Origin of the sequence: Bacillus thuringiensis (assembly GCF_022095615.2) — a bacterium.
GTDB lineage: Bacteria > Bacillota > Bacilli > Bacillales > Bacillaceae_G > Bacillus_A > Bacillus_A cereus_AG.
In genome coordinates, this window is record NZ_CP155561.1 from 125,869 (window position 1) to 141,355 (window position 15,487).

Sequence of the window (15,487 nt, forward strand, 5' to 3'; positions counted from 1 at the left end):
AAGACCGACAAAATTATATTTGTCGGTCTTTTGTTTAGAATGATAATTTCTTCTTTGCTGGTTGTGAATCGTCAGCAACTTCTACTTGCGGTTCAGCACCAAAATTCAATTTTTTCTTTTTAGGTTTTTCTTCTTGTACTGAATCATCAAATGCAAAAAGCTTATTTAAAACATCATTGGATTTCTTAGAATTAGCTTGCTCACGTTCTTCTTTAATTCTCGTAATCTCATCAATAATATCACTTACACGTTTTGGCAATGGTAGCCCTGCAACAACTGAATAGAATTTTACTATATCCTCTTCTTTTTTTGTTGTATGTTTATTAACATATGGAGCTATAGGACGTTCATCTACATATGGAGTTCTGTCTTTTAAGAAGTTTTCCATTTGGTTAAGGAATGAGAAGTTGTATAATCGACCTGCTCGCAGCGGTGATGTAACGATAGATAGTGCGCTTTTTTTAGCACTTTCTAGCTCTTCTCTTTCTGTATCGTATAAAACGCCTTTTTCTAGTGCGTTCCCTAATTGAGTCAAGTAACCTAGCGGGTTTTCAGTGTCTAATTGATTTGATTTTAGTTCTAATTTTGCTAATGATAAAACGCCTGGTGTATTAATTACTTGAGCAAACTCACTCGCATCAAAATGTGTATCTGAAAACGGTGTGAATGATGAAGTAACTAGGTTAATCTCATGTAATGCATCAGCAATATATTTGTTACTATAGCTAGTATATTCGTTTGCTAAAGCGCTTGGATTTTCCTCTTCAAATTTTCTATATAGTTTAGCGTTATCTATTAATACAATTGAGCCAAAAGCTTCTTGGTTCATAGCAATACTACGAATGCGTGAAGTTGCGTTTTCTAATACTTTTAAAGCTTCAGCATCACGTGGTAAAGTCAGTAACAATCCAAAATTATAATCATGTTCATATAGCATTTCAATTGCCTTTAATAGAGCTCCAGTTCCTGTTCCTCCACCAAGACCACATGTAATCCAAATGAAATCACGATCTTCAAATTCCTGTTTAACCGTTTCTAAAATCTTTGTTTCATGCTTTACAAATGCTTCCTCACCAACCTGTGGATTACGAGCTGCACCCTGTTCATATCCTTCTAACTGTATTTTACGAACATTTCCCCCGTTTTTAATCTCAATCTTGTTAAAATCTTGACTATTTGTATTAACAAGAATCGCACGATATGGGTATTTGTTATTTTTAATTTGAGTTTCTTTATTTGCGCACTCCGCTGCGATTGCGCATCCACCCATACCTAGTCCTAAGAATCCAAATTTCAAACTAATATTTCCTTGGCTTTCGATTTCTGAAAAATTGCCTGCCATATGTATATCCTCCTCAAATATTTATTTTAGTTGTTTTTCTCTACTCGTTTTTCAAGTTCCTTAATTAAAACATTTCCTAGATTTGTTACGTCATAAATTCGAACACGTCCTATTGCTTTGAAAGATATTAACCCTGCTCCTTCAAGTCTTGCAGTCATAATATCCAAAGCATATCGTGATGGAAGTATTTTTTTACCCTCATAATCTTTCTCATTCTCAATTTGATAATCTTTATGATATTGGTTGATATAATCCCATAACTTTTCTTTGTTCATTGCGCCCTCTGCGTATAGTACACGTAAAGCCCAAATCCCATCATTTAAATTCTCACAAAGTACATCAATAATCTCACTACTGCTCATTGATATATTAGACAATAATTTCACACCACCTTTAATAAATAATAAATTTTATCTATAGATACAAAAAGACAAGATAATTATACGGAATTTAATACCGTTATAAAAGCCGTAAATACTTCGGTATATATTTCCGAAGTATCGTATGTATTAACTATAATACATCTACGTATGATAATCAAGAACCTTATTAAATCAACACTTAAATACTTCCGTAATAATTACCGTAATTAATAATTTAATATTTACGTATTTATTGCGGTAATAACAGCTGGAATGAATACGTAATTATAAAAAAGATGCATCTTAATAAGTGGAAACCCATGTTGGATTTTTAGTTCGATTCACAGAATTCTGAGGTGGTTTTGTACATAATCAAGTGTTAATCGCGCTCACCCGACTAATCACCGCTCGATAACATAGGTATTATTGGTATACAGTTAAATAAATGAGCAGTGAACGATTGAGTGATCAGGTGTAAAAGTTCATGATATTTTATGTAATCTACAAAGGGGTTCTTTTAGTTTCTATAGAATTTTTATATAATGTATTATAGGACAAGCATCATATAGTTAGGTGGTGAGCAAATGATTGATGAACAGTTAAGCGATGGTTATTATCGCGTATCTGAAGTAGCAACCATGCTTGATATTCCTGAAAGTACTCTTCGTAGATGGTTGAATGATTTTGATGAGTACTTGAACATAAAAAAAGAACGCCAACTTAAATATGTTCATGAGGATAGTATTGATACAGTAAAAAAGATTCAACATTATTATTCTGAGTCAAAGAAAAAGCACGAAATTGTTGGGCTGTTAGATATGGATCCGACGGTTATTCGTAATGTTTATGCTGAAGATGTTGACGGTGATGGTGAACCAAAAGAAACTTCATTAGTTAAAACACAACAGGTCAATCCAGACTTTATAGAAGCTTTGACGAAAAAAATCACTGAGGATGTTACAGCTAAAGTGACTGAAGAATTAACAAAACAAAATATGGAATTCTTCGCTGCGGTGGCTAAACAAAGTCAGGATAATTTCGATAGAATCAATAAGCGATTAGAGGAACGTGACGAAAAGTTAATGAGTACTATACGATTAATTCAAGAACAAAAAAGTGCTAATGCTCAGCGACAAGAGAATACTGAACAAAAAGGCGGCTTTTTCTCTAAGCTTTTTGGGAAAAAATAAAAAGGCTATCATTTGATAGTCTTTTTATTTTGCTTTTCCTTAATATCATTCCTAAAACTTAGTACATTGATAAACGATATGATTTGTTGACAACTCTTGTTTTAAACTATAATAATTATAGTACTTAGATATATTTTACTATACAAAGAGTTTTCTAATTCTATTTCTTCCAATCTTTAAAATCAGCATACTTTTTATACCTTTTTTCAACTACGCCCTTATACCCATTTATTATCACTTTTAGTTCTAGATGGTTTATTGTTATATTCATTAATGTCTCCGTCTGCATTTTGCCATTGAGGATTTTTGTAAGCATATTTGTAAATAAATCGTCTAGCTTCTTTCAATGAATTAAACCCACCTAAATGTAACTTAGGTTGCGCACCTCTGTATCCATATACGAAATAAGTTGTGCCATGTTCCCCTAAATTATCGAAAAAAAGGTTTTGGTATCAAATCAATTTTCTTCATTTATATCCTTCTATATAATATCAATAGTTTCATTCTACTTAATTAGTAGTATGAAACTATTTTTATATTAATCATAAACAGCAGTTGGCTAGGCATCGAACTTTATTAGAAATCCACAGTTTATTCTTATTCAAAACTCGCTTCCACACTCAACCCCCAACCACCCACTGGTCATCCACCTCAAAACAACTACATGGTCGACTGGTGATTAATCGACTGATTACAACTTGGTTTTATATAATAAAACCACCCAACCAATCACTGGTCAACCAATATAAAATAATAGCAACGTTTAAATATAAGTGACTGGTGATTGGACGGGTGGTTAAAGGGCGAGTTAATGAAAAACCTTTACATATGCTCATTATTAGTGATGATTTTTGTTAATTGAGCGGCAATCAGGCGATTGATCAGTAGATATTTAAATTATTCTCACTTATAGTGAATTGGCTTTTGATTGAGCGTCGCTCGACGGGGCGTTTGAGTGGTGGTTATTTATACATAGTCATTTAGCAAAGGTCATACTTTTGAAAAAATCACCTTGCAACCATGAAAAAAACTATATATGATGTACTTACTTTAATAATTTTGTATTTTTCTAGATATAAATTTATTAATAATGAAATATTTGTATAATAAAAAAATATAATAAAGCAAAAAAAGGTCATCAGCCCAATGAAATAGCGCCAACTACTTCATTGTGGTATACCGCACAAATACCAATATCCCAAAAAAATGTGTTCAGGAACTGCGGTAAACAAAGCCAATAAACCTTTTTATTTTGCATGAAATTATAAGATGATTTTACTGTATCTTATGTATTTGTGCAACTTAAAAAGGGGATTTCTTGCGTATTTTTAGGCATTGTTTACCGTGGTCATACAAGTATTACTTTTTTAAGAGAGTAGTATTTTTGTATCCGTGGTATGACAGTGCCTTTTTCTGCTCTTTCGAAAGGAGTTAGCAACATTATGCATACGCAAATGGCTTTTTCCCAACAGAACTTTAAAGTTCATGGGGTTAAATTTTTTAATGGACTATTAAACATTGTAAAACTAGAGAATGAAAGAAAAGAGTTACCATCTTCAGCTTTAGCTACTTACATCTTGCTTCACTTTGAATGCAATGATATAGGAATGCTACCACGTGAATTTCAAATAATGGATCTTGCTAAGAAAAGTGGGATTCCCTACACAACAATTTATACAGGGTTTCAAGTTTGTTTGGAGCGTAGACTCGTAAAAGAAACACCTGTTGGAAATCGTACTGTATATGAAATTGTAGATTATGCGTTGTATAGTCACACTACTGCAGAAACTGCAAATAGGACAGGTATATCGCTATCGTATTTCCGTATTCCATTTCACCTAATTCAAACAACGATAATGAGTAGTCTAGTAAAGGCTCGTGATAATAGAGGGATTATATTCCTTTTAGATTTAATCAATACTTTTTCAAGAAAAGTGGGTATGGAACATTATAAACATAAAATTGAAGAGTTTCAGATTACAAGAAAGATGTCTTCCTTAAAAAAGAGATTAAATCGTAATGCAAAGAAAGTAAGACACTACATAGAAATTATTAACCCCATTGTGCAATTTACTGCTATCGATTCTAAAGAGAAGAAATCTAATAATACAAGAATTACAAGTGTAAGAAAACAGGTAAAACAAATCATCATTGAGAAGTTCAATGCGGTATTTTCTTCAAACTGCTTAATTGAGAATGATAAAAAAGAATTACATAGACCAGTAGCGAAGTGCAGAAAAGAAGCGGTGTCTCGTTTGAAACACATGGGACAGGCATTACGTAAAAAAGATAAAGAAAATATAATGACTGCATTTAGGCAAGAAATTGTTGATATCGCAATCTATTTACCGACAAAACAAAAACAAAGTGAATTATTAATTTACGCAATGACTTATGCATTAGATCAAGTTGAAAATTGTTTGAAAGAGCAAGAAATATTCTCTATTCCAGCATTTATGCGTATACAGCTTAGAGAGTCCTGGATAAGTTTTAAGGAAAAAAACTTGTCTACAGGGGAAAGACACGATGCAATGATAAATTATCATAAGAAAAATGGTGTTTATCCGGAATTTATTTAATTTTTTTGAAAAAATATACGGCAGCCCTCGTTAAAAAATCACTTAAAAGCAAGGGTTATTTGGCATGTTCATTAATTTGAAGACATGCTTTTTTATTTAGGAAAATATACCTATTAGCATTTTTGCGGAAGCATATAATCGATTTACATTATGTTTGGTTACGATTCAGTATGTTTATAATTCGATTTAATACTTGTGGTTATCTTAATAATATGATTCTAACCTTGTGAATTCTTAGTAATATGGTATGTAACTTCTTAATTTGTGATTTCTATGATGTAGAACTTGTATGTAATGGGGATATTACGATAGTGAATTTGGCTTAATATCCAGGAACATATGTAATACAAGGCTTTAGAGGTGTTTGCTGAATCTCTTTATAATTAATAATTGAGTTTAGTTATATATATTTCTTGTTGGTTTTATATAAAATACTTGTGATTATTTATATTTAATTACTTGTATTTTTTTAGATTAAATACATAGAAAAATAGAAAGAAGGAATAAATATAAGTTTACAAGGAGGTAATTAATTTATTTATTGACTTTTAAAATTCATAGAGGTATTCTTATACGTGAACAACAATTAACTAAGAGAAATATACAAATTAATAGATTTAATTTCTAGCTAAACGGACACACCGAAGGCACTTAACCTGCCATCGGTGTGTCTTTTTTTGTATAAATAACAATAAAAAGGGAGAATTTGAAACTATGAATGAAATTGTGAGCATGAGTAAAGAACGATTTACAAAGTATTGTGAGGACAATACTGCATTTGAAGAGAATATTAGTCACATTATTAATCACTACTTTTTATTACTAGGGAATAAGGCAAATATCTTACAAGAAAGAGAGTTTAATAACGAAATTGAAGAAAAAACGTTTAAGAATAATGTAAAGCGTTTTGAAACTCTATTCCCTGCAGCTGTTAAGAATGCATTTTTAAAAGGTTACCAATTATGTCTGGAGTTTATACATCATCCTGAAACACAAATTCCTGAGACTCTATATACTGATCCGAATTTTATAAAAGATATTCCTTTTGCCTTAGCAGAGGCATCTGAATATGAATTGTACGAAATCATTCGTACAGATGAAACACAAGAATTTAGTGTGTTTGCTATACGAACATATGAGGGGATTCGTCCATTGTTAGAACAAGTATTTTGCGAAGTTGCATTCACTGGTGCTGAATATGCTTTTGAACATGAGCGATTGGAAAGAGGACTTGAATTAAAGAAAGGTAATAGTACCTCGTTAACCAAAGTTCCTGTAGATCGTCTTTTCGCTATTACTCCTTCTGTTAATGGAGTTGTTGTACATGCGGAAGAACTTTGCGAGATTTGGAATTTAAATTGGAATAGCAAAGTAACAATTAATGATCCTTTTATTGAGCTTGCTGAGGTTACAATTATTCATCAAACAAAGGATATGATTCAAAAAAATATTGAAGATGGTGTTTTATACTACAGCATTCTTTATCTTGGTACACCTTTACATGAGATACAAGATCGATTAGAAATACGAGTAAAACTAAATTCTGATTTTGGAGCGCCACGTCCAACGGAACAAGTTGAAATTGAGTATATTTTGAATGAGATTATTGGGAAGGTTCATCTTGAGGCACAAATTCCAATTGAAAACATGATTTTAATCCAATGTTAGAGTTTGAAGGAGGTTAACTATGGTGAAAAAAATCGTTTTAGCTATTAGCGATACTGTATATACGGCATATTTACGTGAGGATTTTATTGGTGCGGGATTTGAAGTAGCTGATAGTGATGTGATGCACATCAAGTATCTTGATGAAATTCTAGATATGGAACAACCCAATATTCTATGTATTAATGACAAACGATTAAATATTGATGCGGGACATGAAGAGAAACGTGAATTAATTATTTTACAGAAGTTAAGAGATATTCGCTTTAATCGGGATATTCGTATTGTGGTATTTACAGAGCGTGAAAATGATGATGAATTTTTGGCGAAACTGATTTATCTAGGTATCTATGACATTTTTAACTCTCGTAAAATTGACATTGATAATAAAGTCATTCCGCAGCTACTGCAAGAGTCGGATATTAAAAATGTAGCTGAAATTGTAGGAGCAAGTCAGGCACCACAACAAACAAAGTTACCTGAGGTTCCTGTTGATGCGGAAGAAGAGGATGTATCAAGTGAATTAGAGGAAGGCGGCAACAGTGAATCTTCCTCTAATTCCAACAAACTGTTTAAAAACAAACAAAAGCGTAAGTCTGTTCCAGAGAAGATGCCAAAAGCACCTATTATAAAAAAGCAGTATAAATTGGCTTTTGAGCCGGTGTATGAAAAACAAGTTGGTATCGCTATTCCAAGAAGAACAATTATTGTGGCCAGCATGAACAGGGGAAGTGGTGCTACTTTTGTTTCACATCTTTTAGCTGCTTACTTAAATGAACTACAGCTAGATGTGAATTATATAGAGAATCTATATGATGATGGCTATACGTATCCATTATTAAAGGGATATACGGAAGCACCTGAAAACTATCGTAGTGAATTTATGTTGCAGCGGTATAAAGAGATGTTACAAAAGGAATCTGATATATTATCAATTCAAAAATGGAAGCAAGGAAGAATAAATTATATCGTAAAGAATCCTATAGTGGACCAAGAGCTGAAAAACGAAACAGAGCAGGACTTCGACCATTTTATTAAGGTTTTATTGGCCAATCAAGAAGCACCTATATCTATTATTGATGCAGGGAGCGATTGGGATAAAGATTTATACCATGAGATATGTGAAATGGCAGATTACATCTTCTTTGTAGCGGAACCAGATCTGCATCAATTGCTAAAGATAGCGCATCCTCTTACACAAAAAGAGAGAAAGCTCGTTTCTTACTTAGCTTTAGAGAAAACGAGAATCATTGGGAATAGGTTTTCTTCTGCACTTTTAAAGCATGAAGTAGTAGAAGAATGTTTTGGAGATAAGTTATTAACTGCTTTACCGCCATATGAAATAGAAGATGTATTTGAAGCTCAATTAAATAGTAGTACGTTACTATCCAGTCGGAACTATTATAAAGAGCTAGAAGGAATCATGAAGGAAATAGCAGAGTTATTGCTGCCAAATCAATTGTTGAACCAAAAGAAAAATTCTATTTTAAGCGGATTTCGATTTCGGAAGTCTGAAAGTTAAGGGAGGATGAAGTGGAATGCAAAAGTTTATCGTTGCAGCAAGTATGTTGCTGTTATTTGTAGGTTGTCTGTTCTTTGTAACTGATATGGTGATTGGAGATACAACACATACTGATAATAAATCTTCTTTAGAAAGGGGTGGCGAGATAGCCTTGGCTAAGTCTGTAAAAATAGGTACTCTTCGTGCAGAAGAAGAAATAGCTATTGATCCAGAAAAAGCGAAAAAGGAGTTTGAAAAAGCGTATAACAGTAATGCTGATTTTAAGGATCCTGCTTCAAAACGTAACTTTACTGTCTATGATGTACAGGAGAAACCAGCAATGATTGCTGTCGAAGGTGATGCAGAAGCTGCTAGCTATTTTAAGCAATTTGATGAAAAAAAAGAAACGATAAAGAGTAAAGCAAGAAGTATTATTATCTATGATGCAAATGCAAAAGAAAAACAATTAGGCGGAAACGTAAAATAAAGAAAAAGAGTAGGTGCATTAAGAATGCAAAATACAGTAACTACGGCTCTATTCCTTACCCTTTCTTTATTATTAATTAGCCTTTTACCCGAAGGTGTTTTGTATGGAATACAGTTAGTGAAGGCACATAACTTGGCTGCTGATATGGTAGAAATTGCGGAGAATAAAGGTGGATTTCAATATGATTACAACGGAAAAAGAGTTGATTTAGTCCCTGGGATAGAGAAAAGAATGAAAGAAGAAAACATGGATGGCTGGAAGTATGAGTATACCAAAGGTCGGATTGATCATAACGAATCCCTTTCTTTTAAAGTAAAAGCAGAACACCATTTCTTCATATTTAAAATAATTGGGGTAGATGGCATAAAGGCTCCGATATGGGCGAATAAAGATGGATGGGGACAAGTGTATTTTAAGTAATGAAAATTCTAAGATTTATACTATAAAAGACTATGCTGAAAAGTATAGTTTTTTTGCTAGAAAAATATATTTAAAAATAAATATATAAGAATACTTTACAAGCCTAGTTCTATATGGTAATATTTTCCATATAGAACAGCGGTTATAAAAAACGCAAATTAATAAATTAATAAATTAATATGTTAAAGTATCTGGATTTTATATTTAAATTCGGTACAATAAAGGAATCTATAAAAAAACTAATATACTTGGAGGAACAATCAATGGCTAACAAATTTTTAAAAACAGCAACAGCACTAACAATTATGGGTACATCATTACTAGGAGCAGGAGCATTTACTGCTAAGGCTGATAACACAGATTCATTAAAATTCAATGATGTTCCAGCAAATCATTGGTCTACTAAGGCAATTTATGATTTAGCAAACCGTAAAGTAGTAGCAGGATACGGAAATAATGTTTTTGGTTTTGGTGACAATGTAACTCGTGGGCAAGTTGCTCGTATGATTTATGCATATGTAAAACCAACAGATGCAGATGCTAGTTTCAAAAATCCATTTACAGATATTAAAGGGCACATGTTCGAAAAAGAAATCTTAGCACTTGCTAAAGAGGGGCTTATCGCGGGTTATGGTGGAGGAAAATATGGTCCAGATGATATTCTAACTCGTGAACAAATGGCACAAGTACTTACAAATGCTTTTAAATTTAAAGCTACTAAAACAACATCATTCACTGACGTGGATAAAAACTCTTGGGCATATAACGCAATTAATGCATTAGAAGAAAATGGAGTTACTATTGGTACAGGCGGTAAGATGTATTCACCCTATGCACATGTAACTCGTGAACAATATAGCCAGTTCTTATATAACTCTATTAATGCAGTTGAAAAAGAAACAAAACCAGAGACAAAGCCAGAAACAAAACCAGAGACAAAGCCAGAGACAAAACCAGAGACAAAGCCAGAAACAAAGCCAGAAACAAAGCCAGAGACAAAACCAGAAACAAAGCCAGAGACAAAACCAGAGACAAAGCCAGAAACAAAACCAGAAACTAAGCCAGAAACAAAACCAGAAACTAATTTACCAAAGAATTTAGACAAAGTTTTAACTACAGACGATGTTACTTATAATCCGATTGCTATGGATAATTCAATTTCTCAAAAATCCATTTCTACTGAAGCGCAAAATCTTATCAAGAGTGTGAATAGTACATATGGTACTAACCTTAAGTATGCAGATTTAAATGGAACTATTAGAATACTTGACAAAAATATGTACTTGCCAGCAGGTACAATAGGTGCTCAAGTTTATATTGATGCAAATAATGAAAACGATTTTAAAATTATTTTCTTAGATAACAATGAAGCAACTATTGAGTTAACAAAAAAATGGGTTAATATGTTAAACTCTGATTTAGTTTTAGATAAAGAAATTCAGGAAAGCGTAGATGCTCAATCAATTAATAACTATGAAAAAGGTAAATATAAAATTCGCGTAGGTCATTCTACAGCAGATCACATGATGTATGTAGAAGTAGAACCTAAATAATCATTTAGTATTTACAGGTTGAATTAGATATTGTATAATCATATAAGTTTAATATAATGATAAATACGTAAAGGACAAACCTTACGTACCTCACCAAGGTACAGGTTTGTCCTTTTTTTGCGTTTAAGGAGGATTTTATGAGAATGAGAAAGGGATTATTATTGACTTGCGCATCATTAATGTTGGCAGTACCATCAGTTGCAAGTGCGGCGAATAATGATATACCATTTTTTGATGGCAGTAAAAATTCGATTTTAAAATCTGATGAACTGCAATTAAGCGGTATTTTGCTTAGACCAGGGAGTGGCTATAAATCAAAAGAGTTCAATTACAAAGCTGATTTACATTTTCCTGCCGTTTACAATGGCTCTTTCAATTGGGGAAATCCATGGGAAAATCTAGTCCAAAATGAAGATACATCTGATCCTTATGTTCGAATTTCAAATGATGGATACATTAACAGTGCAGTTGTTGTTGGGGATCGAATGGTAACAGAAGTTGAACAAGTTACGAAAACTGTTGTTAAAGATAAGTATTGGGGAGAACCCGAGTTTGTTTTGGGGAATTTGAAGAAACATGATATTAAAAGATTTAATGGTCCTAATGTTAGCTTAGGAAAGTTTTATTGGATTAGGGATATAGCTTACCTTTCTGGTGGATATGCAGGAGCTGGTGGTGTAGATAGTGTAAATAGGTATAGCTTGTGGTATGTACGTACAAGTAAGCCTAAGATAAATGAATTTAAAGTTACGAGTGGAAAAAAAGATGTACCTGTTAAATTTACATTTAACGGTTTTGAATATGTCAGCAAGGGAAAAGGGTATAACGATAGAGATTCAAATGGGACAACTGTAAATCCATATCAATCAGCTGCTGGAGAACGAAACAGAGTTAAATGGATGTTAGATGTTACAAAAGATGGCGAAACCGTGTATCATCAAGAAAATTATCTGCGTTCAAATCCGCAAAAAGATAATCAAAAACCAAATGAAGGTGATGCAGGGCAATTTAAGTCAGAAGAATTAAAGTGGCAGCCACAAATGTGTGGCCGATATACTGCGAAAATTAAAGTTCTTGATGCTGTTCAAAGGGAATCGAATGAGAAAACTGTTGATTTTACCATAGATGGTAACTGTGGTACAGAAGTAACACCTAATCCAGATAATGAAGATGATTTTAAATATAAAATTGATTTCTCTGCTGACCGAATTGAAGGAGAAACAGCAAGAGAAGAAAAGAATATAAAAACAAGAATAGATGTATCACGTGATAATTTCAAACCAGAACGTGACCAATATAGAGCAAAGGTAAATAACAATATTAATAAGTCCCAGCAAGCAGTAAATAGTTCTGAATCCGATAGAGATAGTGCGCAGTCTAGTCTTAGTTATTGCCGTCGTAATCCAATTCATGAGGTAGATGCAGAAGGAAACCATCACTATTACGATAGAGACTGTTCTTGGGAAGAAAATAGACTTGACAGTGCGGCAAGTAGGTTAGATACAGCAAGGCAGAAACTAGAAAAAGAGAAGAATAAAATTAAAAAGTTAGATGTATTAGAAGAAAAATATACGAATCCTGAAACAGTAGTTGTGTTAAAACATAACGGACAACAAGTAGCTTCACAAAAGGTAAGATTAACTGAGGGAGAAAAGAAAACACTAAACTTGGATTGGCAACATAAGGGGAAAGGAACAATTCAAGCGGAAATTAACCCTGCGGGTAATCGTCTAGATATAGAAGAAACCACGTATAAAAATAATCCTATTAAAACAGCTATCTATGCACCATCTCTTGAAAAAGGGATGTGCGGTGTAACGAGTGTAAAAGGTGTAGTAGAAACAGTAAGTGAACGTGTGTCAAAAGAGGACACAGTGGGAGAAATGTTCTATGAAACATTAAGTGGAAGTATAGATAAATTAGCACCATCTAAGCTTCATTCTGGTTATGGGCTTTCGTATGAAGTAAACGGAAAATACAAAAATGATTGGAATACAAATTATCCTGGTGTATTTGCAAAAGCAACGGCACAATATCCATTTGCAGACGAAGGATTAAAGTCTAATCAAGATTTAGAGAAGAAAGAACTAAAAGATAATACAGCAAAATTCCTACCTAAAAATATGTATTTATCTGAAGCAACAGGACATGTTTTTGATAGTAAAAGACCAACTAAGTCTTTATATTGGGATGGACAAGAGAAAATCATTGATGGTGGCCAAAAATGGTATTCACCACTGAAGACAAAAGATGGGGTATATACTTTCAATGTAGAAACAGCTCCAGCAGGTATTAATGAAATGAGTCTGTGTCTAACAGAGCAGGTAGAAATTAAAGGTGTTGCGTATGATGATTTTATAAGAAGAAGAGTTTTCCCAGATGATCCATTCCCAGGTGGTAGTGGGGTAGGCTGGAACTGGGTAGGTAAAGAAGAATTACTTCATAAACTGACGGATTGGTATTACATGAAAATGGGAAATAAAAATTAAATATAGTATAATTAGATGAATCGACAAAAGAAATCGTTCTTAAACTAGTAGCTGAATGGATAATCCAAAGGCACATTCCTTAATTGGGATGTGCCTTTTTTTCGTAGAAGGGGGAATTTAAAGTGGATAGAAAGAAAAAACAACGTGTAAGACGTGCAATTTTCATCGGGGTCGTCGCAATGATTGTATCTCTGTGCATTGGTAGTGAATTTCAGGATCGGAATGGGAAAAGCTACGCTCCTGCAAAGTATTTTGAAACAGGAACAAAATTGATTTCGTTTTAGAAAAAAAATTATTTATTTCATCCACTAGGATGCAGAGACATGACATGGACCATAGTTGATGTTATAATATGTGTAGAAGTATTACAAATATAGTTTTTGCATAAACTAATAAAGACGAGATGCGTCAACATCTCGTCTCATGTAACTGTTACCGCAAGGTGGTTGGTTACTAAAAATTTAGTTATTTTTTATTGAACCACCAAGTACGTTTGCGGCGTTGGGTGGTTCTTTTCGTTTTTCGTCGCTTTTTTTGCCTTTTCTTCCAAAACGTTGATAGGTATTTTCCTATATGTTTTGCAAAAAATACAGCGACTTCTCTAGCAATTACTTTCAAAATCTCAATTGCTATTGTGAAAAGTATGTCCATTCGATCACCTCCTTTCTCCATAAAATAAAAGAGAAAGGATAGCAACCGACCACCCTGAAATATTCAGTTGCATTATACTTATTATACCATATTCCTGGGTGGATTAATAGCTTAAAAACCTTGATATGACAACGTTTTTAAGGGTTTTTAGGTTTTTGAATTAGAGTTTTGAAATGGTAAAAATAATATTTTTTTTAGAAATGATTGACATAAAACGATATATATCATAATATTGAAATTGTAATATTAAAGAAAACAAATCCAACATTTTTATATAGACTTTAGATTAGCTAAAAGGACACACCTACGGCGCATTATGCCATAGGTGTGTCCTTTTTTTGCGTTTAAAGGCTACTTAAGGAGGAACACAAACATTGAAGCCATCTAAGTTTCAAAAGAAGCAGATTGCTGCGGTAGGTTTAGCTGCTGCAACAGTAGCGGGTATCTATGGATACAATCATTTCGCAGTAGAAAATGCAGTAAAACCAACAAAGATTGTTGTGGCCGCAAAGGATATACCTGCGCATACAGAGATTAAAGAAGACATGTTAGTGGAACGTACATTGCCTGGTGATGCCATTCCGCCAAATGCATTACGTGTAAGCAAAAAAGATGTAGTAGGAAAATGGACAAATGATGGGCAACCCATTATCGAAAATAGCTATCTATTCAAAAATAAAGTAGTAAAAAAAGAGGAGTTACCGGATTCTGCTATTTTAAATTTGAAAGAGGGGGAAGTTGCATTCCCGTTACTTGTTGATTTGGAAACAAGTTCAGGGAATAGTATTATCCCGAACACGTATGTAGACCTGTATTTCAAACAGGTTGTAAAAGAGGGAGACAATGAGAAAGTTGTATTCGGTGGTTTGTTCCAACGTGTTCGTGTGACTGCTGCAAAAGATAGCAATACAGAAGATGCATTTGTGCTAGAAAAGAAAGAATCAAAAGAGGAACAAGAAGGAAAACAAAAGCCTAAAGTAACACGATTATACACACTGGCTGTTTCACCTGAACAACTTCAATACTTAAATCGTGCAAAAACATTGGGAGATGTGATTCCAGTTGCAGTTGGACAAAAGGTGGAGCAAACAGGGAAAGCATTAGAACCAGCTGAAGGATTCTCACAAATATCTGATCAAAAGAACATTTTAGACTATGTAGAGAAGCATTCGACTAATCCAATTTCTAAAAATGTAAAAGAGTATGTAGCACAGTATCTGAATGAATCTAAGTAAGAAAGGGGTTATA

Annotated in this window: 13 protein-coding genes and 1 pseudogene; 10 read left to right on the forward strand and 4 right to left on the reverse strand. The window is 33.3% G+C overall.

Annotated features, from left to right (window positions below; translation table 11 throughout):
• Nucleotides 1-34: 34 nt before the first annotated feature.
• Complete coding sequence (repX, locus tag KZZ19_RS30090; protein WP_237982752.1) at nt 35-1,342, reverse strand: plasmid replication protein RepX; 1,308 nt, start codon at nt 1,340-1,342, stop codon at nt 35-37.
• A 26-nt stretch (nt 1,343-1,368) separates the two neighbouring features.
• Nucleotides 1,369-1,704 carry a cell division protein FtsZ gene (locus KZZ19_RS30095; protein ID WP_095022140.1) on the reverse strand — a complete coding sequence of 112 codons (336 nt, stop codon included), beginning with the start codon at nt 1,702-1,704 and terminating at the stop codon, nt 1,369-1,371.
• 584 nt (nt 1,705-2,288) lie between these two features.
• On the opposite strand from KZZ19_RS30095, the gene KZZ19_RS30100 reads away from it, so the two are divergent.
• On the forward strand, nt 2,289-2,894 hold the full coding sequence (locus KZZ19_RS30100) for a DUF3967 domain-containing protein (protein ID WP_237982751.1): 606 nt from the start codon (nt 2,289-2,291) through the stop codon (nt 2,892-2,894).
• A gap of 160 nt (nt 2,895-3,054) precedes the next feature.
• On the opposite strand, the pseudogene KZZ19_RS30105 reads toward KZZ19_RS30100, so the two are convergent.
• Nucleotides 3,055-3,365: pseudogene (locus tag KZZ19_RS30105) on the reverse strand (hypothetical protein).
• A gap of 971 nt (nt 3,366-4,336) precedes the next feature.
• Here KZZ19_RS30105 and KZZ19_RS30110 point away from each other — a divergent pair.
• From KZZ19_RS30110 to KZZ19_RS30145, 8 genes are all read left to right on the forward strand, one after another.
• A complete protein-coding gene (locus tag KZZ19_RS30110; protein ID WP_237982750.1) occupies nt 4,337-5,473 on the forward strand; it encodes a hypothetical protein in 1,137 nt (378 codons plus the stop codon).
• Nucleotides 5,474-6,187: 714 nt separating this feature from the next.
• A complete protein-coding gene (locus tag KZZ19_RS30115) occupies nt 6,188-7,141 on the forward strand; it encodes a hypothetical protein (protein WP_237982749.1) in 954 nt (317 codons plus the stop codon).
• 19 nt (nt 7,142-7,160) lie between these two features.
• The gene (locus tag KZZ19_RS30120; RefSeq protein WP_237982748.1) at nt 7,161-8,660 is read left to right on the forward strand and encodes a hypothetical protein; all 1,500 of its coding nucleotides are present in this window, start codon (nt 7,161-7,163) and stop codon (nt 8,658-8,660) included.
• Between the two features lie 16 nt (nt 8,661-8,676).
• Nucleotides 8,677-9,126: a DUF5411 family protein gene (locus KZZ19_RS30125; protein ID WP_202322474.1), complete on the forward strand. Its 450-nt coding sequence runs from the start codon at nt 8,677-8,679 to the stop codon at nt 9,124-9,126.
• 24 nt (nt 9,127-9,150) lie between these two features.
• The gene (locus KZZ19_RS30130) at nt 9,151-9,546 is read left to right on the forward strand and encodes a DUF4320 family protein (protein WP_202322472.1); all 396 of its coding nucleotides are present in this window, start codon (nt 9,151-9,153) and stop codon (nt 9,544-9,546) included.
• A gap of 263 nt (nt 9,547-9,809) precedes the next feature.
• The gene (locus KZZ19_RS30135) at nt 9,810-11,099 is read left to right on the forward strand and encodes an S-layer homology domain-containing protein (protein WP_348638070.1); all 1,290 of its coding nucleotides are present in this window, start codon (nt 9,810-9,812) and stop codon (nt 11,097-11,099) included.
• 137 nt (nt 11,100-11,236) lie between these two features.
• Nucleotides 11,237-13,588, forward strand: coding sequence for a hypothetical protein (locus KZZ19_RS30140; RefSeq protein WP_237982745.1), 2,352 nt, complete (start codon nt 11,237-11,239; stop codon nt 13,586-13,588).
• A 122-nt stretch (nt 13,589-13,710) separates the two neighbouring features.
• Complete coding sequence (locus KZZ19_RS30145) at nt 13,711-13,872, forward strand: hypothetical protein (RefSeq protein WP_202322466.1); 162 nt, start codon at nt 13,711-13,713, stop codon at nt 13,870-13,872.
• A gap of 181 nt (nt 13,873-14,053) precedes the next feature.
• Here the strand turns inward: KZZ19_RS30145 and KZZ19_RS30150 are convergent, their stop codons facing one another.
• Nucleotides 14,054-14,239: a hypothetical protein gene (locus KZZ19_RS30150; protein ID WP_202322464.1), complete on the reverse strand. Its 186-nt coding sequence runs from the start codon at nt 14,237-14,239 to the stop codon at nt 14,054-14,056.
• A gap of 374 nt (nt 14,240-14,613) precedes the next feature.
• On the opposite strand from KZZ19_RS30150, the gene cpaB reads away from it, so the two are divergent.
• Nucleotides 14,614-15,474, forward strand: coding sequence for a Flp pilus assembly protein CpaB (cpaB, locus tag KZZ19_RS30155; protein ID WP_237982744.1), 861 nt, complete (start codon nt 14,614-14,616; stop codon nt 15,472-15,474).
• The last annotated feature ends 13 nt before the right edge of the window (nt 15,475-15,487 follow it).